Here is a 25,436-nt window from a genome sequence, read left to right on the forward strand (position 1 = left end):
GGGGCATATATGAAAATTGGTTTAGTGAGACATTTTAAAGTGGCGCATCAACCGGTGAGTGGGCGAATGTCGGGAAAGCAATTCAACGCGTGGGTTGAGGCGTATAATCAATCTAATATTGAGTCTGGGGTGTTCAGTAATTCAGAGCTTGTTTGGGAGGTATACCTTAGCAGTGATCTTCCTAGAGCTATTCATACGGCGACTCAGATCTACTCAGGCGATATTATCTATACTCAGCAGCTAAGAGAAATCGAGATCGTCGCAGCCTCACAGACTGAAATTAAGCTACATCATTCGATTTGGTTAGCGCTGGGACGGATCGCTTGGTACATAGGTCATTCCTCGCAGCGTGAGAGTAGAGGGTCAACGTTACTTCGCACACAAGCAGTTATTGAGCGCTTAGAACGCGACTTTGGATCATCCAATGTACTCATAGTTACTCATGGCGCTTTTATGAAGGTATTAGCACAACAACTGGCCCTCAGAGGTTATATTGGAAAACGGATATTTTATCCACGGAATGGTGAACTGTATTTGTATGAAAAAGATTCTTAAATTAAAGAAGGCAGGTTGAACATTCATGGTTGTTATTAAAGAAATAGAATGGGAGTCTCTCCATGAACTTGGTGATTTATACCAGGAGTTGATGGATCATCCCTCGGATCCTAATAAATTTGAACAAGTATTTAAAGTGATTAAGGCAGATAGTCGGTACATATTGTTGGGCGCTTTTGTGGATGGGGAGTTGATGGGGTCTTTGATGGGGATTGTCTGTCATGACCTAGTAGGGGATTGCAAACCGTTTATGGTGATTGAGAATGTGGTAGTGTCATCGCGTGCCCGTCGTCAAGGTGTGGGCAAAAAACTGATGCTCGCCATCGAAGAAATGGCTCATGAGAGAGGCTGCTTTTATATCATTTTAGTCTCAGGAGAAAAGCGGAAGGAAGCGCATATTTTTTATGAATCCTTAGGGTATAGAGATGAGAAGGTAGAGGGGTACCGGAAACATCTAAGTTCCCATTAAAAGGAGGTAATTGATTTGCAAACTTTTTTTCAATATAACTGGATGGTTCGTGAACAATGGTATGAGTGGTGTGAGAGTATTTCTGAGGAAGAGCTACTTGAGGCACGTATTGGCGGTGTAGGCAGTATATTGAAGACACTCTTCCATATTGTTGATGTGGAATGGAGCTGGATTCAAGTATTGCAAGGGAAACCGGATTTTCAGGAGGACTTTGAGCTTTACAAGTCTTTGCAGCAGGTAAGGATGCTGGATGCGAAGTTCCGGCCCGATGTGGAACCCTTTGTACTGTCTTGGCATGAGGGTTTAGAACGGAATATTTTTGAGGATCACCTGGCGGATGGCCGGATCGTGACGGATACTTGGGGCGAAGTGATGCGCCATGTGATCGCTCATGAGATTCATCATGTCGGACAGTTGTCCGTTTGGGCAAGGGAAATTGGGAAGGAGCCAGTTTCTGCTAATTTGATTGGAAAAGGGCTCCGATGATTCGTGAATCGAATAGGTATTGTGTATATCATGTAGTGCTGTCTGTGGAGAGCAGCGGCGGAAACCACAAATGGCGAAGATCAACCCAGCCTTGACTATTGAAGCTTACGCCTCGGACAGAGGGCAAATAAGCAGTCTGAGTAGGTTTTTCATACAAGATGTACAAATGATGCTCCTCAAGAAGACGGTTCTCGATAATTCTAAAGCTCTCCGATCTAGCTTCAGGATTAGGTTCCCTTGCAATGGTATAGAGCCAGCCTTCAATATCCGCCCGGGTATGCGGTTCTATATGCTGGGAGAGCGTGAGGTATAAATCAAATAAGCGAAGCTGTTCATCCTCGTCGCGAAATAATGAGAAAACAATCAGGTCAGACTCCAGTCGAACCGGGCCTTTGAATTCCTCTGGAGATACAGAAACAACCGTACATGAATAGCCTTGCCGCCCTAGCTTGGTAGCAATAAATTCAGCATCGCTAGCATATTGCGGAATAGTGGATATTTGCAGCGAGATTTCTTGGTCTTCTATTGAATTATGCGATACAGATATTGAATCGTCTATTAAACAGGATACAATCTTTGCCCTAAGAAGGGGGTCGCTAAGCGGTCCTTTTTTTTGTGTATTGCAGGTCACAAATTTACGAATGTAGGACTCCGAATGAATTCGGCTCCAAGACGAAGAGTTGGTAGATGATGGGTTCTGAATCACATGAAAAGCCGAACCTGTATCTGAGGAATCTGTCTCGGTATCCCATGGAACATAGAGTATTTCGACCCGATCTAAATGAGCTCTTCCTTGAAAATAATAAGGAAAAACCTCCAGCACACAGGTGTCCTCGTTCATGTCCACAACCTTGAATGGCCCCGTCCCCACCGGTCTGCGACCAAAGTTAGATTCGTCCATTCCTTCTAAATCACGCGGTACAATAGCGGCTCTGCTCGTACACAAAAATGGGAGAAATAGCTCGTTAGGCTGCTTAAGAGTAATTTGTACGGTAGATGGATTTAGTGCGTGAACCTGCTGGATTTCTTTGAAAATATAACTATAGAGCGTCCGCTTAGAGGTTCGCATTAACCGTCCTAAGGAATAGACTACATCTTTGGCAGTCAGTACTTTTCCGTGATGGAACAAGACTTCCTTGCGCAGAAAAAAAGTCCAGATCGTACGGCTTTCATCCACTTCCCAGGCATGAGCAAGACTAGGTACAATCTTATCCCGTTCCCCGCTGCGTCTCACTAGTCCGTCGAAAACATGACTGGAAACAAAGGACTCCGCCAATAGATTCATATGGAGTGGATCGAAGGTGTGCAGCTGCTGGGTGATGGGAAGTCGAAGGGTATCAATCTGTTTATCACTACGTATTTCGGAATGATGCCCAAAATAGGTCAACAGCCAACCTTGCAATGTATCCTGCAGTGAAGATGAGCTGGCATGGGTTTTGATGCCTTCAATCGCTTTGTGAACATCTTTACGGCTAATGGCCTGCATCATGGATTGCAGTGCAATTTCTTCAGAGGGGACAAGGAACTGTAATAAGGAACGACTTCCCCGTCCTCGCTTAGGTGTCCATTGTACCCATTCGAGCTGTATCATTTTATTCACAATATGCATGGCATTTCGATGTGTACATCCGAAGGTGAATGCTAGTTCATCCATTGTAACTGAGATTTCTGCCGCTCCCCCAAACTGAGAGTGAAGTTTTAAATATTGGTTATGCAGCTTCATGGTTTAGTTCCCTTCAGAAAATAGGAAATTATTAATTAATTCTTTCTCTTTTTTTTCTTATTTTATCATTTAGAATAAGGATAAGAAAGTAAGAATATGGGGGTGTTTACCATGACCGATGAAACGGAGCTTAAGCTTAATCGATCACTTTCCGCTTTAATTGTTGCCTTCTTACTAGCGATTGTTCATCAGTTGTTGTTCTACGGAAAGTTGCCGGGGGTATCTTATCCTATTTTTGTTTGTCTGTTTTATGCATATATGCTTTATTACGCTAAGGCTAAACTGCGTAAACTCACCAAATTCAGTTACTTCTGGTTCGGAGCGATTTTTTTACTTTCGTTGACCTATGTATTCTTTCATAATCTATTTTACTTTGGGTTGAACCTGTTAGTAATCCCGGTGCTGATTTTATTACATATGACTTATCTCCTAAGTGATAAACACCCCTCTTGGAGCAAGTTCAAAGTGCTTTGGGATACACTTGAGCATGTGATTCCACAGAACTTTCGTCACTGGGGTATTGTGTTTAAGGACATCAAAAGTAGCAGTGATCGTAAGGTGAAGGATGAGCGCAAGCAGGTGTTGGGGAAAGTGTTTACTGGGCTTGCGATCTCTTTACCGATACTGCTTGTTGTGATTACCCTGCTTGCCTCGGCCGATGGCGTGTTTCATCATGTGCTAATTTGGCTGCCAAATATGCTCGATCGGATTTCATTTGGTGAAATTATTGTTCGGGCGCTCTGGATATTCCTAATGGGGATGGGTTTTTTCGGGTTAGTATGGGGCTTTGTAGATTCGAAGATCTATGACTGGGAGGTGCAGCCTAAGGAGTATGGCCCCGTGCTTGCGCCTCTCACCTTTAAGGTTGACCCAGTAATTATGACGACAATTCTTATAGCCATTAACACGGTATATGTTCTGTTCGTAATCGTGCAGTTTACTTACTTGTTTGGGGCCTGGGAAGGTATTTTACCAGAGGGGAGTTCCTATGCTGATTACGCTCGTAGTGGATTTTTTGAGCTAATTATGGTGACCGCGATTAATTTCATTATTTTAATGCTGGCATTGGGATCGGAAGGAAAAAGGGGCGGGATGCTCCAAAAAGTCATTAATATCCTATTGTATATCTTGGTCGGTTGTTCAACTGTAATGTTATATTCCGCCTTTACTAGACTGACTTTATATGAAGAGGCGTATGGCTATACTACGATTCGATTCCTAGTACATGCTTTTATGATTTTTATGGGATTGCTGTTGATTCTTGCAGCATTGCGGATAGCTGTTCAGCGTTTGCCACTGGCTAAATGTTATATTGTGCTGGGTATGGTCTCTTATGTTGTAATGAACTATATCGGGATGGACGTTATTATCGCTAATAAGAATATGGAGCGTTATGAGGTAAGCGGTAAGCTGGATGCAAATTATTTGGTGGGCTTATCACCAGAGGTTATTCCTTCACTGATTAAATTCAGCCGTAAGGAAGACGGGATGCTGGATCAATTTTTGAAAAATGAACGCTGGGACGGTGCTCAAAGAGAGCGGAAGTGGCAGTCTTTTAATATCCCGGAATATCGAGCACAGCGCGAGCTGGAAAAATATTTTGCACAGTAAAGGTTATAAGAAGGTGTGAGGACAGTGAGAAGGAAGCCATTTAATAAGGGCTGGTCATTTATCGTCATTTTTATTACGGTAGGTTTAAGTTATGGGATTTATCATATTTATTTATATAATGCACCAAGGCAAAGTCATTACTCTCGCGTATCCAGCAGCAATCTAGAAACGGAATATTTGGGAGATATTCAGCTGCTTCAGAGCCTCAAATCGCTCACCAAGGCCCCTAAACCCCGTGACGATATTGAACGGTATCAATACTATAATTTGGATAACGAGACAACAGTAGCCACAGCACGTGGTGATGATAAAATCATTCTAATCAGCATCTATTCCGATCTGAAGATGAACACTGCCAGAGGTATTCATGTCGGGTCATCTGCCGACGAAGTGATTGAAGCTTACGGCTCTTCTTATTATAAAAGAGGGGAACAAGGGGCTGATATTATCGGGTATGTGGATAAAATCAATCATCGGAGTTTAGAATTTTGGTTACAAGATCATAAAGTGAATATGATCCGATATAGTGTGGACTCTGTTGTGACGTAAGGTGATGTGAACTTATACTTTCTATATTTTCAAAAAGGACATATGTCCTTTTTTTTGTGGGGTATTCTAAATTACAATTATTTGAGCAAACAATAGAGGGGGCACCACATGCAAACGATAAATGACCGTGAAGCTGTCCGTGCCTTGGCAGTGAAGAACGGTCTGGACGGAATTTTTAGCCCAATGGTAACTCACAAAATGGAACTGAGACGTTATGCAGATGAAGAGAAGCTGTGCTTGGTTGGCGATCAATTAGATGGGATGTTCCTTTTGGTCGAAGGCAAGCTTAAAATTCAAACGCTGCTGCCGAATGGAAAATCTATGCTGGTACGTTTTACAAATCCGATGTCTGTGATCGGGGATGTGGAGCTGCTACACCGATTTCCTGTCAAAAACCAGGTAGAGTCCGTTGGAGAGAGCCTGATTCTTTTTGCCGGGAGGAGACTTCTGCTTAGGGAGCTTGAGGAAAATACAGCATTACTGCGTTTTTTAGTTGGAGAGCTTAGTCATAAGCTGCATACGCTCGGCCAAGCCTCTGCGCTTAACCTGTTATACCCAGTAGAGAATCGGTTTGCTAGTTATTTGATGTCTTTATTCGCAGATCATAGCGGAGGACGACGAGTAGAGGAGATTCGGACCTCAAGCCTGATTGAGACAGCTGAGCTGCTAGGAACAAGTTATCGGCATCTTAACCGGATCGTGCGTCAGTTCATTGATGAAGGAATTATTGCAAGGAATCGTGGGCGCTTAAGCGTACTGGATGAAGGAAAGCTGGCAGAGCTGGCGAACGGGAATTTATACGAATAAACAGATGTTTGAAGACCATTATTTCCTGCTTAGGCCGGAAGTAGGGTCTTTTTGTTTTTTTAAGCGAACATTCAGTTTAAATTCAGAGAAGCTTAAGGGAGCAATAGTAGGATAAAAGTACCAAATAGAGGCCTACTATACATATAGAGATGAGGAACAACGATGTTCAGAAATATCCGTGGAAAAATAGTATTGGGATTTACTGCTGTGATTGTAGTCTTTCTAGTGGCAATAGCAGGAAACACATTGTTTCAAGGAAAGGCTACGATGCTGACAGATCAGGTCAATCGCAACTGGAACAAGCTGTCGCTTGTTCAGGGATTAACGGATAAAATTCGTACAGCAGATGAGCTAGGGGCTCGTTATGTGATGAGCAACACAGATGCTGAACGGAAATCATATCTGTCTAAGTATGAAGAGACACTTCCATTAATTGAGAATGCTTTTACGGAGCTGGAGAGTGCTAGATTAAGTGAAGAAGACTTAAAGGGTGTAACGGAACTGAAGGGGAAATGGAATGATTATTTGATCGTTTTAAAAGAAGCCTTCGCGTTAGCCAAGGATGGAAACTTCCCGGAAGCGCAGAAGAAATTCACAAATTTATCTTTAGATTCAATGATTGAATCTCAAATTGAGTTTAAGAATATGCTTGAGGAGGAAATACAGATTGGGCAGAGTCAAGCAGAATCCCATCGTAGCAACGCATTGATTACTAGCTTTGGTGTGACGGGATTATCGGTAGCTCTTGCCCTGATCCTTGCGTTAATCATATCAGGACGAATTATTAAACCCCTCCGTGATGTGAACACACAGCTTAGGGAGATTTCAGATGGAGATGCTGATCTAACGCGTAAGTTAAATGTCCAGTCTAAAGATGAGATCGGTGAACTAGCTTTTAATTTTAATAAAATGACAGAAAATTTGGGATCAATGATTGAACAAGTGAAGCTATCAGCGAATAGTCTTGCGAATTCCTCTACAAATCTTACCTCAGATAGTGGAGTGACAGCAGGTGCCACAGAACGAATATCGGATATTATGGGTGAAGTAGCTTCAGGAACAGCTAAACAGATGAATGATTTACAGACCAATACAATTACAATCTCAGAAATATCGTTAGGAATCGGTCAAATTGCCTCCAGCGTTCAGGATATTTCTGAAGCCTCGCATCGTTCTGCATCGTTTGCTATTGCCGGAGATGAATCACTTCAAGCAGCAGGGCAGCAGATGGAATCCATTAATCGATCCATACAATCTTTGTCACAGCAAGTGCAAGGCTTTGTGAATCGATCACAAGAAATTGGCAGTATTGTTGCTGTCATAAAAGGGATTGCTTCGCAGACGAATATGTTGGCGTTAAATGCGACAATTGAAGCAGCCCGCGCGGGTGAGCAAGGTAGAGGTTTCGCTGTAGTTGCCGATCAAGTTCGTAAACTGGCAGAGCAATCAGCAGAATCCGCGAATCAAATTGCGGAAATGGCGAGGGGAATTCAAAGTGAAGCAGATGATGCCATGAAGGTTATGGTGGGTAGTATGAGTGAAGTTAGAGGAGGCACGGAGATTATTCAGCAGGCTGGACGTTCTTTTGGAGAGATTCGATTATCTATAGATTTACTGGCTGAACAGGTTCAGGAAGTATCCGGAGCTGTGGAAGAGATCACAGCGGCAACGGAAGAGATTGTGGAATCTCTTCGAAATGTTACGGAAATTGCAGAAACTACTGCAGCAAGTACACAGCATGTGTCGGCAGCATCGCAAGAGCAAATGGCCTCGGTGGAACAAATTGCTTCCTCTGCAAGTGAATTGAACTTAATGGCTCATGGACTACAGGGGCTGGTAGCTAGATTTAATGTATAGTGCGAGCTTCAGAGAGTTAAGAGGGAATTTCCCACTGCTCCCTGAAGCTTTTTTTGTTTGGTTGAACGTAATATCCCACATACTAAGCATAGAAATCGCCATCGACGTCAACCTACCTATAACTTATATTATTACCATTATTAGTTAGTTAGCGGTCAACCTCTGGATATAGATCGGAGACTTGAAAAGTGAGAGTTAAGGAAACAAGAGGATGACTGGCAGCTAATAATGGTGTGATTGTTTCGTCGAAACACTATCAGATCTATTTTAGGAGGCGGATGTCTATAATAATACTATTTTGAAAGCGCATTCTTAATAGCTGCATAGCTTCACAAATCTTTGGGAGGTGGTTCTCTAATGATAGCAGCTTCTAAAAAATTTACGGGTAAACCGACAGTAATGTATTTTTTGATTGTAATCTTATTTGTAGGTCAGTTAGCCTTATATCCCTCAGTGAGTTTAGCTGCGGGGAATTTAGCCCAAGGGAAGAGTATTACTTCAAGCTCATTCGGCGATGTTTATGTAGCAACTAATGCCAATGACGGCAATCAAGGAACATATTGGGAAAGTGTAAGTAACGCATTCCCGCAATGGATTAAAGTGGACTTAGGCGAAGTAAGCAGCGTCAATCAGGTTGTTCTAAAACTGCCGGCGAACTGGGAATCTAGAACCCAAACATTGTCGGTGGAGGGAAGCTCTGATGATTCTACTTACACTAACTTAGCAGCCTCTGCCAATTACACCTTTAATCCAGCAAGCGGTTCTAATACTGTGACCATTAATTTTTCAGCTGCGAATGCTAGATATGTTAAATTGAACTTCACGGCAAATACAGGCTGGCCGGCAGCACAGCTATCGGAATTTGAGATTTATGGCAGTACAACTACACTCCCAACCACAGGATATGAAGCGGAGAACGCTGCCTTATCCGGTGGAGCAAAAGTCAATACAGATCATACTGGTTATACCGGAACCGGATTCGTAGATGGCTATTTGACACAAGGAGCAACGACTGCCTTTAGTGTTAATGTTGCCTCTGCTGGAAACTATGATGCCGCCTTAAAATATGCAAATGCTTCAGGGAGCACTAAAACAATAAGTATTTATGTCAATGGGACTAAAATAAAGCAATCTTCTCTTTTAAATCTGGCCAACTGGAATACATGGTCTACAAAGGTTGAAACGCTAGCCTTGAATGCTGGTGCTAATACGATTACTTATAAATATGATGCAGGTGATACTGGAAACGTGAATCTGGATAACTTGATCCTTACTCCGTCTTCAGCACCGACAGCAACAGCAACACCAACAGCAACAGCAACACCAACAGCGACACCAGCACCAACACCAACACCAACACCAACACCGACACCGACACCGACACCAACAGCAACACCAACACCGACGCCAACACCAACAGCAACGCCAACACCAACGCCGACAGCTACTCCAACACCCGGGACGGGTTCTAATTTGGCATTGAACAAAAGTATAACTGCGTCCTCTTCAGTCTTTACTTTTGTACAGACGAATGCGAATGACGGGGATGTGACCACTTATTGGGAGGGTGCGGGAGGAAGTTATCCGAACACATTAACGGTTAACTTGGGTAGCAATGCTGATGTTACATCAGTAGTTCTAAAGCTGAATCCTTCATCGGCTTGGTCCACACGTACTCAAACCATTCAAGTGCTTGGACATAACCAGAATACAACGGCTTTTACTAGTCTTGTACCCGCTACCGTCTATACCTTTAATCCGGCAAGCGGCAATACAGTGACGATTCCGGTAACGGCTACAGCTAGTGAATTACAGCTGAAGATCACCACTAACTCTGGTTCAAGTGCTGGACAAATTGCCGAATTTCAGGTAATTGGTACACCATCTGCGAATCCAGACTTGACGGTGACTGGTCTTACATGGACTCCAACATCTCCCATTGAGACGGATGCCATTACTCTTAATGCAACAGTTAAGAATATCGGGACTCTAGCATCTGCTGCAACTAATGTGAATTTTTATTTGGGCACTACACTTGTAGGTACTAGCCCAGTAGGTGCTCTAGCTGCTGGCGCATCAACGAGCGTATCTCTTAATATGGGGGCAAAAGATGCGGCAACCTACTCATTAAGTGCAAAGGTCGATGAGAATAATACTGTTATTGAATCAGATGAGGGGAATAATAGCTTCACTAGCCCGACTTCCCTTGTAGTTGCACCTGTATCGAGTTCTGACCTGGTTGCTTCCTCCGTCAGTTGGACACCTGGAAATCCAGCAGGCGGCAACACTGTAAGCTTCTCTGTTGCCATTAAGAACCAGGGTACAGCAGCTTCCGCGGGTGGGGCGCATAACATAACTTTGACGGTTTTAGATGCTACTACGAATGCGGTAGTTAAAACTCTTACAGGCACCTATAACGGCGTGATATCAAGTGGGGTAACCACAGCACCTGTAGCTCTCGGTAATTGGACAGCAGGAAATGGCAAATATACTGTGAAGAGTGAAATTGCAGTAGATGCTAATGAGCTGCCTGTGAAACGGGCTAATAATATTCAGACGCAGTCACTGTTCATTGGTCGAGGAGCGAATATGCCTTACGACATGTATGAGGCTGAGGATGGGGTGATTGGCGGCGGAGCTGTGAAGCTTTCAGCTAACCGGACCATCGGCGATCCTGCAGGTGAGGCTTCAGGCAGAAGAGCAGTCACGCTGAACACCACAGGCAGCTATGTTGAATTCACGTCAAAAGCCAGCACAAACACTCTGGTTACTCGTTTCTCAATTCCAGATTCAGCGAGTGGTGACGGCACAAATGCTACGCTTAACATCTATGTTAATGGTGTCTTTAGCAAAGCTATTAACTTAACTTCTAAATATGCATGGTTGTATGGTTCTGAGACAAGTCCTGGCAATTCGCCAAGCGCAGGTTCTCCACGGCATATTTATGATGAAGCTAACATTATGTTTGACAGCACGATTCCGGCAGGAAGTACGATCCGTTTACAAAAGGATAGCGCTAACACCTCTCAATACGCCATTGATTTCATCAGTCTAGAGCAGGTTTCACCGATCGCTAATCCAGATCCGGCTAAATACACTGTTCCAGCAGGCTTTACGCATCAGGATGTTCAAAATGCACTTGATAAAGTGCGCATGGACACCACAGGAAATCTCGTAGGTGTGTATTTGCCACCAGGTAACTATCAGACCTCTAACAAGTTTCAGGTCTACGGCAAGGCAGTGAAGGTTATCGGTGCGGGTCCTTGGTATACAAGGTTTATTGCTCCAACTAACCAAGAGAATACCGATGTCGGCTTCCGCGCCAGTGATACAGCCAATGGATCTACCTTTGCGAATTTCGCTTATTTCGGAAACTACACATCACGAATCGACGGTCCTGGTAAAGTATTTGATTTCTCCAATGTGGCGAATATTACGATCGATAACATTTGGACCGAACATCAGGTATGTATGTACTGGGGAGCTAACACGGATAATATGGTGATTAAAAACTCCCGTATCCGTAACACCTTCGCTGACGGCATTAATATGACTAATGGCAGCACGAACAACCTCGTGTCTAATATTGAAGCCCGGGCAACCGGTGATGATAGCTTTGCGTTGTTCTCGGCGATTGATTCCGGCGGTGCAGATATGAAGGACAACGTCTACGAGAACCTCACTTCAATCTTGACTTGGCGTGCTGCCGGTGTAGCTGTCTATGGCGGATATGCAAATACCTTCCGTAACATTTATATCGCGGATACGCTTTGCTACTCCGGGATTACGATTAGCTCGTTAGACTTTGGATATCCGATGAACGGTTTCGGAGCTTCACCGACTACGAATTTTGAGAATATTTCTATTGTTCGTGCAGGTGGGCATTTCTGGGGCGCGCAGACTTTCCCGGCGATTTGGGTATTCTCGGCCTCGAAGGTCTTCCAAGGTATTCGAGTTAATGATGTGGATATCATTGATCCAACCTATCATGGCATCATGTTCCAGACCAACTATGTAGGTTCCACTCCACAATTCCCAGTAACAGATACCATCTTTAATAACGTTACAATTACCGGTGCACAGAAGAGCGGCGATGCTTTTGATAGCAAATCCGGGGTGGGTATCTGGGTGAATGAAGCTGCTGAGGCAGGTCAAGGTCCAGCCAGAGGCTCAGCAACCTTCAACAATCTGAAGATTACGAATACAGTAACGAATATTAAGAATAATACATCTACCTTTACCATTAACGTGAATCCGTAAGTTGTAGTAGACCAGCATTCAGTTATGATGAAGCCGCCTACCCATAAGTATGGGAGGCGGCTTTTTAAGGTTTTTTAAGTTAGGACTGCTAGTTCCAGAATCGACAGGAGATGCCGCTCAAGTTACAATAATGGGAAGTACAGAAATGAAGGAGGCTCTAGGATGACACCCCTTGTTGTTAACAATATAACAGAGCTTATTGGGAATACACCGGTTGTGCGGCTGAATCGGTTGACCACACCCCAAGATGCAGAACTATATGTGAAGCTGGAACGCTTCAATCCCAGTGGCAGTGTAAAGGATAGAGCCGCTTATAATCTGATCCTGCAAGCGGAACTAGACGGGCTGCTGAAACCTGGAGGAACCATTATTGAGCCGACAAGCGGAAATACAGGCATTGGATTGGCTATGAATGCCGCTGCAAAAGGCTATAAAGCGATTCTTGTCATGCCTGACAATATGACGAAGGAACGAATCAATATTCTAAAAGCTTATGGAGCTGAAGTTGTGTTGACTCCTGCAGCGGAGCGGATGCCGGGGGCTATAGCAAAAGCAATCGAGCTAGGGAAAGAAGTGGCGAATAGCTTTATTCCACAGCAATTCGAGAATAAAGCGAATCCTGACATTCACCGAACAACGACAGCTCTTGAAATTATGGAGCAAATGGAAGGGAAGCTGGACGTGTTCGTTGCATCTTCGGGAACAGGAGGCACAATTACTGGAACTGGGGAAGTGTTGCGTGAGCAGCTTCCGGATATTCGTATTCTTGTTGTTGAACCGCAAGGCTCGCCAGTGTTATCCGGTGGAAAGCCCGGACCGCATAAGCTGGTTGGAACCAGTCCGGGCTTTATACCCGCCATTCTGAATACGAAGGTCTATGATGAAATTGTTCAAGTTTCGGATGAAGATGCACTGAATACTGTGAGAATGCTGGCAGCACAGGAAGGGATTCTGCTAGGCCCATCAGGTGGCGCCGCAGTATGGACAGCATTGCAGGAAGCACGGCGCCTCGGGGCCGGCAAGCGAGTGCTATGTATTGCACCTGATGCGGGGGAACGTTACCTGAGCATGGGAATATTCTAACTTCGTTTGGAGGAATAAGAATGAATAAGCTCATGGTAAGTTTCTTTATTGTCCTTATGTTGGTGGGTTGTTCTAGCAACAACTCTTTGACCAGTGATGGGGATCATGCTGAGTCTACACCTGAACAAAGTGCGGAAACTGTACTGCCTTCTCCAACTCTTCCTTCAAGCGCAGAGCCATTACCGACTCCAAGCAAGCAGAAGACTGATGCTTATCTAGACACTGATAAGCTGAAGATGAGTTTTGGCTTTGCGGATGCAGAGGGGCGGAATATTCTAGTCACCGGGCATGAACAAGGGCTGGATCAGGAGATGGCACAATTAAATGAAGCCATTGGTGATCAGGGTAAAGTGTTAAAAGTGAAATTTAACAAGTGGCAGGATGGAACAGCGGATAGCAATGGCCGGGAGATGGCGCATAATTTTGTGAATCTGGCGGGGTATCTTTTTACGGTGGAAGAAGCAAGTGCGACCCCGGATGAAACCTATTATTTGACGGATCAAGCAGACTTTAAGGTTGATGCGCTTATGCCTATTGAATCTATGAAGGGCCAACAAGCTTCCACTGTAGAAGTAAGTGTTCGGCAGCGTATTGTAGATACGAAAAACCGTGAAATTCAGAACATATGGAAACTTGCAGAGCTGTCTACAGATCGGCAGTTGTATCTTGTTCAATTCGTGAGATTGGATCAGGATATGTTATTTAGTCTCGTCTGGAAAGAAAAAGATGAATTTACCTTTATGGACTATCCTGCGGTGATTCAAGGGGATGAATATTCAGTCTGGCGGGTGGATGATGGTGGAGAGGTTATGCCTGAAATGTTCTCCATTCTTTTTGCTGCCGAAACCTTAAATGGTCCTCTTCTTGGATTAAATTGGTGGGGATCAGAGGGAGTAAATACTTTTTTTCTGAAAAAAGAAGGAGATTTGTTTAAGGAAATGGACATCCAATATGGACGTTATACTTCTCCAATATAGGTAGGGCTTCACGTAAAAGTAGAAATGATTGGGTGCATCGTGAGATGTATCTTTTTTTTGCTACAATATAAGAAAGCTTGCTTGTGATATTATAAATGACAGCATTCACCTTTTAAAATACTTAAATTTGTAACATTAACAGCTTTATATAGCCCGATCGAGTCATGCAGCTGGGATGAGACGGTGATAATGTTAAGCATAAGATGTGCGGGAGGGGACGGCAACGTATAAACGAATAAAGTACATGATCCTGTTACTGCCAACGTTTATGGTAGGAATCTGGGAAGTCGTACGCCATCAGTTTCTAATGCCTTATATTTCAATGGATTTAGGGAACTATTTGACACCGGTTCTCGTGTTTTTAGTCAGTCTTGTATTACTCGTCCCATTGTTCTCTCTTATGGAGAGGAATCAGCGGGAGTTGGAGCAGGAACGTGCGCTTAAGGAAGCAATGAAGGCCCGGGAAGGTCTAGCCAAGGAATTGCATGACGGGATGGCGCAATCTTTGTTCCTTTTATCTGTCAAAATCGACCGTCTAGAAGCAAACCGTAAGAACGGTGAAGTCAGTGAGGAAAGTGTGAATCAGATTAAAAAGACGGTCCATGAGGTGAACCGTTATGTGCGGCAAGCCATCGCTAATCTGAAGATTCCGGTCTCTGAGCAGAGTTCTTTTTCATTGGAACAGTCGGTAAAAGACCAGCTAGCCCAGATGGCTAATGAGATTATGATCGAAGCCTCGCTCGATTGGAGTCTGGAAGATGATGCGCTCTCTCCTTCGGAAAAATCAGAATTGTTATCCTGTATCCGTGAAGCGATCATTAATGTTCGTAAGCATACACGAGCAGGGCTGGTTTCAATTACTGGCACTGGCGATGAGAAGAGCTGGAGAGTAGTTGTTGCAGACAACGGAGAAGGATTTCGGCATGATCCATTTGAAGGGAGTGGCAGCTACGGACTTCAGATCATGAAGGAGCGTGTCGAGGGGATGGGATGGAAGCTTAGGCTGATATCCGGTGACACAGGCACCCAGGTTGAAATTACGAAGGGGGATGTCAGTCCATGAGCCGATACCGAGTTTTAGTTGTGGATGATCATGCGCATGCGCGTGAAGCGATGTGTGAGATTTTGTCCATGGATGATAGTTTTGAGGTTATTGGTGTGGTGGAGAGTGGTGCTGAGGCGATCGCTTTCACAGCGCAATGGATGCCTGATCTCATTCTAATCGACATTCAGATGCCGGTGATGGACGGGCTGGAGACGACTCGCCGGATCAAGCAGGAATATCCCTATGTCAAAATCGTTATCGTTACGGTATCGGACGAGATTTCCCATCTCCTCGAAGCGCTGAAGCAAGGAGCACAGGGGTATTTGCTAAAGAATCTGGCACCTTCCACCTGGATTCAATATTTGCAGGCTATTGTTAATGAAGAAGCACCGCTTAGTCGGGAGCTGGCTTTTCAAATCTTGAAGGAGTTCACCGTGCCCTCTGTAACAGATGAAGGGGAGTCGTTGACGGCAAGAGAGAAAGAAATTTTAAGCTGTGTATCTTCTGGATCCAAGAACAAGGAGATTGCCGTGAGCTTGGGGATTTCGGAGCATACCGTAAAAAATCATCTGAAGAACATCCTCCAAAAGCTTCAACTCCAAAATCGAACACAGCTGACGCGTTATGCCTTGGAACAAGGGCTTGCTTCGCGTAAACGGGATTTTCCCAAGGAGATATAGTGGTTTGTTAAATGACGAAATTTATAGGATTACTTATGAGAAGGGGCTAATTATGAACAGATTATCTCGCAAAATAATGACTTTATTCGCACCAGCTGCCGCCACACTATTGTTGTTTGCAGCCGTGGCTAGTGCGCACGTAACTGTGGCACCAGCACAATCCAGTACCGGAGCATGGGAGACCTACACGCTTAAGGTTCCTTCGGAAAAAGATGTGGCAACTGTACAAGTTGATCTGCGCGTTCCAGCAGGTGCAGAGTTTAAACAATATGAGGCTACACCCGGATGGGATGTTACCATTGAAGGGAATAAGGTTAGCTGGATAGCTAATGGTGAGGGCATTCAGAAGGGGCAATTCCAACGCTTCTATTTTACGGCCAAGAACCCTGATGCCGCTGGCGACATTGCATGGGATGCTTATCAGCACTATGCCGATGGAAGCTTGGTGCAATGGTCCGGCGAGGCCGGAACAGAGAATCCACACTCTGTGACCTCGATTGTGCAAGCCGCAGCAGGGGATGAGCATTCTCACGGTGCTAGTGCCGTGGGAGATTCCATGAGTATGGAAGAGCACAACGCTATCATGAAAGATGAAGAGAAGTCAAACAGTGTCAACCCAATGGTCTATATCGCAGTCGGGATATCATTACTAGCTTTTTTAATAGCGGCCATTAGTATATTACGTGGGCGGAAAGAGTAAGAACTAGTTGTATTCCGTGATCATTGTTGGAGATTTTGATAAGAAAAAAGTTTGAGATGAAAACCGAGAACAGTTCCGAGCGAGATATGGAACTGTTCTCAGTAGTTTGTATGTGTAGATTTGGCAATATAATCTTTAAGACATGAAAGAAGCCCCCGTCAATTAACGTCGGAGGCTTCTTCATGTCTTTTTTTGTTGAGGATAATTTCTTACTTTTCTATAACCGTTTGCGTTTATAGAAGGTTACAAAGATTGCGGTTAGTAGCAGAAGCAGGATTGCGACCCCAGTAGTAATGGCTTCACTCGTGCTGCCTTTTTGCTGCATGGCACCACCGCCACCAAAGCCGCCACCGCCAGGACCGTTTCCGCCTTCAGGGATAGTTGGACCACCCATGGCACCAGGCTCACCGCCTGCGCCTCCATTAAATCCGCCTTGAGCAGCTTGCCCGTCAGTGTTGTCTTGCCCACCTTGAACGGCCTGCCCGTTGGCGTTGGTCTGTCCACCTTGAGCAGCCTGCCCGTTAGTGTTGGTCTGATCACCCTGAGGCGCTTGACCGCCAGCTGCTGCTTGCGTGTTACTGCCAGGACCTGCACCGGCATCAGGAATAGCGGGTCCGCCCATGGCGCCGGGCTCACCGCCTGCACCCTGAGGCGCCTGCCCATCAGTAGCTGCTTGCCCGCTTACGGCGTTCGGCGCAGTAGCGCCATCAACAGTGGTAGTGCTCTCGGTCTCCGCGCCAGCCACTTGCCCGTTACTCGCGGCGTTCGCGCCTTGTCCGGCACCAGTGGCACCTGCAGCTGCACCATTTCTAGCGCCACCGCCAAAGCCGCCGCCGCCCATGCCGCCACCCATACCACTTCCCGATCCGTCACCGGAGGAAGGGATGGTGCCATCGAGCTGCTGCTGGATATTTTTCGCCATATTCGACATGAAGGTCTTAACAGATTTAATCCCTTCTTCATATTGCTCGAAGGTGTAGAAAGCTGAAGGATCCGCTTTGACATAGCTGGAAATCATCATGTCCAGCTGGTCCATCCGAGTTTGGAAAGTGTCGTCCGCTAGATAACCATTAATCATCTCGCTGACAATCTCGTGATATTTCGCTTTATATTCGTCATTAGCCAGCAGCTTGGCAATCAGTGGCCGTTCTGCCAGTGCGCCTTGAGTAGGCTCATCAATCAGCACATCTGCGCTGCCCATGCCGCCAAAAGCCATATTATAATCCCACGGCAGAATGGAGAAGACCCCATCGTCTTCATATAAGTAATAATTTTGCTTATTACCACCTAGATAACTGTCCATATTAGCTGTTACCGCATTTAGAGCGATATACTTCAGCGATTCCTCTACGTCGATGTATTTTTCATAATCGGTGCCATTATTAAGCTCATTCAGCATATCGATCAGAATATCATCGTTGGATTTATCCGACTTCATTACCAGTCCAGTATAGAGAGATGGATCATCACCAAGCCAAGTTAAGTCACTGCCTTGACCAGTCATTTCCCCTTTATAAAGTGCACCGTAAGAGTTCCCAAAGTTACGTTCCAGATAAGCGTCGCCGATCTGTTCCACCGCGAGGTAGAAGCCCTTCAGTTCATCGTTGACGTACACATTGACGAAGGAGTATTTCGGCGTAGGGAGTCCGACACTCTCAGCGAGCTCATAGGTTAGGAATTCACGCATATAAGAAGCATCGCTGTAATTGTTATTCAGGTTGATCTTAGTGATGCCGAATAAATTCTGGTTCACATATTCATCAAATGAAATTTTGAAGCTGTAACGATCAGAGTCCGTCATCTGTACTACACTTCTGAGGCTAAGATTTCCTTTGGTTCGAACGGCTACGTTATCGAATTTGATCCCGTTATACTCTACAGAAGCCATTTTGTATTCTTCAGCACTGGCATTATCCAGCATGTCCTGAAAATCATCCGGGTCCAAAGTGATTTTGACATCGACGACCTTATCTTTTGGAAAGACCTGCTCGTCTTGATTTTTCTCGTCGCTCGAGACTACCTTATCCTTAGAATCTGTTGCAGTTTCGTTTGTTGCTGATGGACTTGCGTTCTGGCACCCAGTTACAGCGATGACCAGCAGCAGGCAACAAAGACTCAGCAGGATAGACTTACCTCTTGCTTTCATCTGGGGCACCGCCTTTCATAATATTGTGTTTAGGATACATAGTCGCCGCTATAGCTGATTAGAAGTGCATTTTTGACTCCTTTTAGGTCGGAGACTGTATTGACAAAGCCACCTACTTTATCATCCAGACGAAGCTCCAGTGTTAATTCGATATTGTTTGCAGATACTGTTTTTTGCTTCACATTATAGCGTTTTACTGACTTGGTGATATGGTTGTGTACTTCGCGTTCACTTTCATCACCATCACAGTTAATGACTAGCAAGTATGGAGTTTCGATAGAAGAATGTTTGATGAAGAGGAACAGAATTAGACCGATGATGATTGAACCAACAATTGCTAAAGTGAAGAAGCCTGCTCCGGTTACGATGCCTGCGACTGCTGCCCAGAACAAAAAGATCAAATCAGTTGGATCTTTAATAGGCGTTCTGAAACGAACGATAGACAATGCACCGACCATACCGAGGGACAGCACAAGGTTAGAATTGATCGCGATAATAACAGTGGCAGTAATCATGGTCATGCCTATGAGCGAGACGTTGAAGCTTTTGGAATATAACACTCCGCTAAAAACACGTTTGTAGAGAAGATAAATGAAATATCCGATTAGGAAAGCTACCCCCAAGGTGATGAGCATCTTCGAGATGCTTATGTCGGATACAAAGTTGTCGATCACCGAGCTTTTAATAATATCTGTAAAAGTATTTGTGGTTGTATCTGTTGTTGCGGTTGCTGCTAGCGTTGCTAGTGATGCATTCATAATCAATAATCCTCCCAAGTGTTGGTTTTTAAGAATTTGCGGCAGATTACATATTTTGAAGCGGACTGTCTGTTCAACCCTTCTAACTGCAGCGCAATTTTAATGTACTCCGGAATGTACTCATCGAATTTCACTTCAAAAATAATGAAGTTCTCATCAATCGCTCGAATCGGATGTAAATCCTTATCAAAAATATCCGTCGAATGCAGACCGGTACGTAATTCCTTATCGAATGTAATCCGCACGTTACCGTTCTGACAAACATAAGGCTCACGAACGTAATCGACGATGACCTTAGGCCGCAGTAGGTTGTGACGCATCTGATGGTATAGTTCCATGAACAGCGGACTGTCCGGGACATTCAGGACCTCATAGTTGCCTGCCATGATCTCGTCGTACATTTGACGGGTCAGCGGCTCTTTGATTTTGGCGATATAATCGTCCATTTTGATTTTTTTCTCAAAGTGAATAATGTTGTCTTGAATGTTGTAGATGCGAATACGGTATTTGGCGCGTTCTCTGAGACCACCGAGTTTGTCGGCAAGCGCCGAGTTGTTGATGTCGTCAAAATATAAACTGCGAATATGATATTCGCCACTCTCATTGGCGTGCTCGTCTGTATCAATCAAGCTCTGCAATCGCTGGCGCAATATAAGGTATTGATGATAGTTAATGAAGAATTTCAGCTCATGCCGGAATTGAAGCTTGTTACTCATTTTCCCACCTCGTTTCTATCTCTTTCTCTGTCGTTGGTTGACCTTCTTGCACAACTAATTCTAGGAGACAGACCTTATGCTTAACTTAAAATAGACTGAATGTTAGCTGAATGTTTTACACTGCGTTAACAAAAGTATGGAGGTATAGATTTGACTTCTGACTTTCTGGAAGGCTATCTTAGTTAGAAGACTAGAGAGAGAAATGAAGGAGGAGCCGTGATGAAAGACTATAAATTCGCCATTATCCTAGGGCTAGTAGTGATTGTATTGATCTTGGTGGCTGTTGGGATGGAGTGGTCCAAATCCGGGAGCTCCGCGAAATCATCAACCCCGTATGATCTTGTTACCACCTTTAAAGGAGATGCTGGAACGAGTCGTGCTTTCACTTGGTATACTAACGATTCCAACACCGCAGGAGTTCTGGAGTTGGTCAAGGGACGGAGTTCTTCTTTTGCAAATTCGGATGTATTAAGGGTAGAAGCAGATAGTAGCTCAATAAAAACAGACAATGGTACTAGAGGTGTTCATAAAGCGGAGGTTACGGGACTTGAGCCGGGGGCAATGTATTCTTACAGAGTGGGTAGCGGTGTTGAGGGGGAATGGAGTACAGTTTCGGAATTCACCACGGAAGAGAGAGGACTAGACAGTGCTACATTTATCAACGTTACGGATTCCCAAGGGGATAGTGCGAATGATTTTAAACTGTGGGGGAAGACATTGAGCAAGGCTTTTCAGACCTTTCCAGAGGCCAAGTTTATTGTTCATAATGGTGACATAACGGAGAACCCGGAGGATTCGGGCAGCTGGGATCAATTTTTTGGGAACGTGCAAAGCTTGATTTCTGGGATACCCTTAATGCCTGTTACAGGAAATCATGATGAGGTGGATGGCGATGCGACAGACTTTACTTCCCATTTCAACCTGCCTGATAACGGGGCAAAGGGTTCCGTTGCAGGCACTTCTTATTCTTTCGATTATGGTCCTGTGCATGTATCTGTATTGAATACGGAGAGTAATTTAAAAAAGCAAGCCGAGTGGCTGAAGCAAGATTTAAAGGGCACGGATAAGGAATGGAAGATCGTTGCGATGCACCGTCCGGCATACGGGGGGAATTCATATAAGAAGGTTGAAGATTGGACGGATATTTTTGACGCGTATGAGGTTGATTTGGTACTACAGGGTCATAATCATGAGTACTCCAGATCCTACCCGTTACGGGCTGGAAAAATCATTCCTGAAGGTGAGAATCCGGTAGGTGCTAAAAAAGGTACGGTATATGTGGTAACCAATGCTTCTGCTGGGAAGTTTAATGAGAAAAAAGAAGATCAGTTCTATCATGCGGTGCATTTTCAAAACTACAAGCAAATGTTCGCAGGGATTAGTGTTGCCGGTAATACTCTGACCTATCAGGCTTATGATGTGGATGGGAAGATGCTGGATGAATTTGTGCTCACGCATTAAGCAATAGCAGCTTTCTTCACCCTTAGGGTGGAGAAGGCTTTTTTTAGATTCTTTTGATTTGAGCGGCTATTCCTTAGTTGGTTTTGAGAGCAAACGTAAGTGAGAAGATGGCTGTGTTTGTGAAATGTAATCTGCAGTGTGAAAATGGTACGATTTTTAAAGACAAACTTCATAAAAATACAACCATTTTCTCTCGATAATGAAAAACATTACCATTATAATGAAAGCGTTATCAGTAAATTTTAAATAGTCATGTTTAGGGGGGAGGGAAGAAGCAGGGATACAGAGTAGGAGGAAAGCAAAAGCAAACCAATAAAATTGTAGGAGGCGTAAAACGTGATTCGTAATCGTATCCGAAAAACTGGATTGTTAATCCTGCTTGGCGCGATGGTAGGCTCTTTATTCTCTGCATTCCCAGCTACTACTCATGCGGCTGCAAGTGAACCTTACAATTGGAAGAGTGTTGTAACGGGGGCAGGCGGTGGCTTTGTACCCGGTATTATTTTTAATCAGTCCGAACCCAATTTAATCTATGCCAGAACAGATATCGGGGGTGCCTATCGCTGGAATCAGGCTACCTCTAGCTGGACTTCAATTAGTGACTCCGTGGGCTGGGTCGATTGGAATAAGAATGGTGTAGATGCCCTTGCTACAGATCCTATTGATCCGAACAAAGTGTATATGGCAACAGGTACTTATACTAACTCTTGGGATAATAACGGTCAGATTATGCGCTCTAATGACCGAGGTAACACTTGGCAAACCACTCCACTGCCTTTTAAAGTAGGTGGAAATATGCCGGGCCGATCTGCGGGTGAACGCCTTGTGATCGACCCGAATAAGAATAATATTTTATTCTTCGGAACAAGAAGTGGTAATGGGCTCTGGAAAAGTACGGACTCCGGTGTTACTTGGTCGAAGGTAACCTCCTTTACGAATGTAGGAACATATATTCAGAACCCGACATTGGATTATGGAAATGATCTCGTCGGCTTATCCTGGATTACATTCGATAAAAGTACAGGAACGCTTGGCAATGCGACTCAAACGATATATGTAGGGGTTGCCGATACAGCAAGCAGCGTATATAGGAGCACTGATGGAGGCGCGACTTGGACAGCTCTGGCTGGACAACCTACAGGATACTTGCCACATCATGGTGTGCTTTCCTCTACAGGTGATCTGTATATAACTTATAGCAATGGTGTAGGTCCTTATGACGGAAGTAAAGGTGAAGTTTGGAAATTCAATAAAACAAGCGGTGCATGGACGAACATCAGCCCTTCAACCGGAACGGATAATTGGTATGGCTTCGGTGGTTTGGCGGTGGATGCACAGAATCCTAACACAGTGATGGTATCCAGTTTAAACGCTTGGTGGCCTGATGAAGTGATTTTCCGCAGTACGAACGGTGGTGCAACATGGAGCCGAATTTGGGATTGGGGTAATTATCCAGAACGAACTTATAAGTTCAGTATGGATATCACAGCAGCACCTTGGCTCGATCATGGAACGACTTCGACCTCTCTTGATCCATCACCAAAACTGGGCTGGATGATGGGCGATCTGGAAATTGATCCTTTCAACTCTAACCGGATGATGTATGGTACGGGGGCCACTATTTATGGCTCAAACAATTTGACCTCATGGGATACCGGAGGCAAGGTAAATATCTCTGTTATGGCAAAGGGTGTGGAGGAAACTGCAGTATTAGGCCTGATAAGCCCGCCAACTGGAACGTCCCATTTGATCACTGCGCTTGGTGACGTATCTGGTTTCCGGCATGAGGATTTGTCGGTAGCTCCAACTAAATTCCAGACCAGTCCTTCATGGGCAACAACGATGAGTATTGATTATGCTGAGCTGAGCCCCTCCTACATGGTTCGGGTAGGGAGTGCGGATAAAGAAAAATCCCCAAGCATGAAGTCTATCGGTATCTCTAATGATGGTGGAGTGAACTGGTACATGCCAAATTCCGAACCGTCCAATGGAAACAAAACAACGGTGGGGCATGGACAAGTAGCTGTATCTGCGAGTGGTAACTCCATTCTGTGGAGCACCTCGGATATTGGTGTGTACTACTCCAAAACTTCAGGTAATTCTTGGACAGCAAGCGCCGGTTTACCTGCTGGAGCAAAAGTAGCATCTGATCGAGTGAATACAAACAAATTCTACGGATTCTTTGCTGGAATCTTCTATGTTAGTGTGGATGGCGGAGCTACATTTACGGCCACTTCAGCTTCAGGGTTCCCAACCAATGATGTGGCTGGATTACAGCCGAATGAAGCTCAGATCAGCATGAAGGCAGTACCGGGCATTGAAGGCGACATCTGGTTTGCTGGAGGGAACACGACAGAGAATAAATATGGTTTGTGGCACTCCACGAACTCTGGTGCGAGCTTTACGAAATTAACAAATGTACAAGAAGCTGATCTGATCGGTTATGGAAAGGCTGCGCCGGGTCAAACTTACATGGCGCTGTACACGGTAGCGAAGATTGATGGCGTGCGGGGCGTCTTCCGTTCTGATGATGTTGGCGCAACATGGGTTCGTATTAATGACGATGCCCACCAATATGCCAAAATCAATATGGCGATTACTGGTGACCCAAGAATTTATGGACGTGTGTATCTCGGAACGAATGGCCGAGGTACCTTGTATGCAGATCCTGTGAATGCACCCGTTACAGGATCAACCATTACGCCGACAGCAGCAAGCTTCGATAAGAAAACAGCGAATCAAGCAGACGTTGCAGTAACTATGACGCTCAATGGAAATACGCTGAGTACGATCAAGAACGGAACAGCAACATTGGTTGCTGGGACAGATTACACGGTCAGCGGATCGACAGTGACGATTAAGAAGTCTTATCTAGCTACGCAAGCGGTGGGAACGACCACGCTGACGTTCAGCTTTAGCGCGGGAGCTACGCAATCCTTAGGGATTGCGGTATCGGATACAACAACACCTGTATCCAACTCCACGATAACGCCGACAGCAGCAAGCTTCGATAAGAAAACAGCGAATCAAGCAGACGTTGCAGTAACTATGACGCTCAATGGAAATACGCTGAGTACGATCAAGAACGGAACAGCAACATTGGTTGCTGGGACAGATTACACGGTCAGCGGATCGACAGTGACGATTAAGAAGTCTTATCTAGCTACGCAAGAGGTGGGAACGACCACGCTGACGTTCAGCTTTAGCGCGGGAGCTACTCAATCGTTGGCGGTTTCGGTATCAGATACGACAACACCCGTATCCAACTCCACAATAACGCCGACAACAGCAAGCTTTGATAAGAAAACAGCGAATCAAGCAGACGTTGCAGTATCTATGACGCTCAATGGAAATACGCTGAGTACGATCAAGAACGGAACAGCAACATTGGTTGCTGGGACAGATTACACAGTCAGCGGATCGACTGCGACGATTAAAAAGTCGTATCTGGCAACGCAAGCGGTGGGAACGACCACGCTGACGTTTAGCTTTAGCGCAGGGGCTGCACAATCGTTGGCGGTTGCGGTATCGGATACGACAACACCCGTATCCA

At 44.9% G+C, this 25,436-nt stretch carries 18 protein-coding genes and 1 pseudogene; 15 read left to right on the plus strand and 4 right to left on the minus strand.

The features are described 5' to 3' along the window. Positions 1–9: 9 nt before the first annotated feature. The 3 genes from ACDZ28_RS20535 to ACDZ28_RS20545 are packed head-to-tail and all read left to right on the plus strand — an operon-like array spanning position 10 to position 1,510. Positions 10–555 (plus strand): histidine phosphatase family protein, encoded by a 546-nt coding sequence (locus ACDZ28_RS20535; RefSeq protein WP_375102641.1) that lies wholly within the window; start codon positions 10–12, stop codon positions 553–555. Positions 556–580: 25 nt separating this feature from the next. Continuing rightward, positions 581–1,024 carry a GNAT family N-acetyltransferase gene (locus tag ACDZ28_RS20540; RefSeq protein ID WP_042126638.1) on the plus strand — a complete coding sequence of 148 codons (444 nt, stop codon included), beginning with the start codon at positions 581–583 and terminating at the stop codon, positions 1,022–1,024. Between the two features lie 15 nt (positions 1,025–1,039). After that, positions 1,040–1,510, plus strand: a complete 471-nt coding sequence (locus ACDZ28_RS20545; protein ID WP_042126640.1) for a DinB family protein — start codon at positions 1,040–1,042, stop codon at positions 1,508–1,510. 28 nt (positions 1,511–1,538) lie between these two features. Here the strand turns inward: ACDZ28_RS20545 and ACDZ28_RS20550 are convergent, their stop codons facing one another. Further along, a complete protein-coding gene (locus ACDZ28_RS20550; protein WP_375102642.1) occupies positions 1,539–3,233 on the minus strand; it encodes an ABC transporter substrate-binding protein in 1,695 nt (564 codons plus the stop codon). 111 nt (positions 3,234–3,344) lie between these two features. Here ACDZ28_RS20550 and ACDZ28_RS20555 point away from each other — a divergent pair, with 111 nt between their 5' ends. From ACDZ28_RS20555 to ACDZ28_RS20600, 10 genes are all read left to right on the plus strand, one after another. After that, a complete protein-coding gene (locus tag ACDZ28_RS20555) occupies positions 3,345–4,844 on the plus strand; it encodes a DUF4153 domain-containing protein (RefSeq protein ID WP_375102643.1) in 1,500 nt (499 codons plus the stop codon). A 24-nt stretch (positions 4,845–4,868) separates the two neighbouring features. Further along, positions 4,869–5,393, plus strand: coding sequence for a hypothetical protein (locus ACDZ28_RS20560; protein WP_076117804.1), 525 nt, complete (start codon positions 4,869–4,871; stop codon positions 5,391–5,393). A 108-nt stretch (positions 5,394–5,501) separates the two neighbouring features. Beyond that, the gene (locus ACDZ28_RS20565; RefSeq protein ID WP_375102644.1) at positions 5,502–6,200 is read left to right on the plus strand and encodes a Crp/Fnr family transcriptional regulator; all 699 of its coding nucleotides are present in this window, start codon (positions 5,502–5,504) and stop codon (positions 6,198–6,200) included. A gap of 162 nt (positions 6,201–6,362) precedes the next feature. Further along, a complete protein-coding gene (locus ACDZ28_RS20570) occupies positions 6,363–8,057 on the plus strand; it encodes a methyl-accepting chemotaxis protein (protein ID WP_375102645.1) in 1,695 nt (564 codons plus the stop codon). Between the two features lie 357 nt (positions 8,058–8,414). Further along, positions 8,415–12,317: a discoidin domain-containing protein gene (locus tag ACDZ28_RS20575; RefSeq protein WP_375102646.1), complete on the plus strand. Its 3,903-nt coding sequence runs from the start codon at positions 8,415–8,417 to the stop codon at positions 12,315–12,317. A 162-nt stretch (positions 12,318–12,479) separates the two neighbouring features. Then, entirely contained in the window at positions 12,480–13,400 is a 921-nt protein-coding gene (gene cysK, locus ACDZ28_RS20580; protein WP_076117798.1) for a cysteine synthase A, read from the plus strand. Positions 13,401–13,420: 20 nt separating this feature from the next. Further along, entirely contained in the window at positions 13,421–14,377 is a 957-nt protein-coding gene (locus ACDZ28_RS20585) for a hypothetical protein (protein WP_375102647.1), read from the plus strand. A 244-nt stretch (positions 14,378–14,621) separates the two neighbouring features. Continuing rightward, complete coding sequence (locus ACDZ28_RS20590; protein WP_042126653.1) at positions 14,622–15,440, plus strand: sensor histidine kinase; 819 nt, start codon at positions 14,622–14,624, stop codon at positions 15,438–15,440. Continuing rightward, positions 15,437–16,102: a response regulator transcription factor gene (locus tag ACDZ28_RS20595; RefSeq protein WP_042126655.1), complete on the plus strand. Its 666-nt coding sequence runs from the start codon at positions 15,437–15,439 to the stop codon at positions 16,100–16,102. Before ACDZ28_RS20590 ends, ACDZ28_RS20595 begins: the two co-directional genes overlap by 4 nt. A gap of 52 nt (positions 16,103–16,154) precedes the next feature. Further along, on the plus strand, positions 16,155–16,802 hold the full coding sequence (locus tag ACDZ28_RS20600) for a DUF1775 domain-containing protein (RefSeq protein WP_076117857.1): 648 nt from the start codon (positions 16,155–16,157) through the stop codon (positions 16,800–16,802). Positions 16,803–17,019: 217 nt separating this feature from the next. Here the strand turns inward: ACDZ28_RS20600 and ACDZ28_RS20605 are convergent, their stop codons facing one another. Genes ACDZ28_RS20605 through ACDZ28_RS20615 form a run of 3 tightly spaced genes read right to left on the minus strand, consistent with a single transcriptional unit; the run spans position 17,020 to position 20,422 of the window. Continuing rightward, entirely contained in the window at positions 17,020–18,948 is a 1,929-nt protein-coding gene (locus ACDZ28_RS20605) for a CotH kinase family protein (protein ID WP_375102648.1), read from the minus strand. Between the two features lie 29 nt (positions 18,949–18,977). Then, entirely contained in the window at positions 18,978–19,706 is a 729-nt protein-coding gene (locus ACDZ28_RS20610; RefSeq protein WP_339290519.1) for a DUF4956 domain-containing protein, read from the minus strand. A gap of 2 nt (positions 19,707–19,708) precedes the next feature. Further along, complete coding sequence (locus ACDZ28_RS20615) at positions 19,709–20,422, minus strand: polyphosphate polymerase domain-containing protein (RefSeq protein ID WP_042126661.1); 714 nt, start codon at positions 20,420–20,422, stop codon at positions 19,709–19,711. A 219-nt stretch (positions 20,423–20,641) separates the two neighbouring features. Here ACDZ28_RS20615 and ACDZ28_RS20620 point away from each other — a divergent pair, with 219 nt between their 5' ends. Both ACDZ28_RS20620 and ACDZ28_RS20625 read left to right on the plus strand, forming a co-directional pair. Next, positions 20,642–21,883 carry a metallophosphoesterase family protein gene (locus tag ACDZ28_RS20620; protein WP_339290521.1) on the plus strand — a complete coding sequence of 414 codons (1,242 nt, stop codon included), beginning with the start codon at positions 20,642–20,644 and terminating at the stop codon, positions 21,881–21,883. 387 nt (positions 21,884–22,270) lie between these two features. Beyond that, positions 22,271–25,411: pseudogene (locus ACDZ28_RS20625) on the plus strand (X2-like carbohydrate binding domain-containing protein); the annotation flags it as partial. Positions 25,412–25,436 lie beyond the last annotated feature (25 nt).

Origin of the sequence: Paenibacillus sp. RS8, assembly GCF_041956825.1 — a bacterium.
Lineage (GTDB): Bacteria > Bacillota > Bacilli > Paenibacillales > Paenibacillaceae > Paenibacillus_AQ.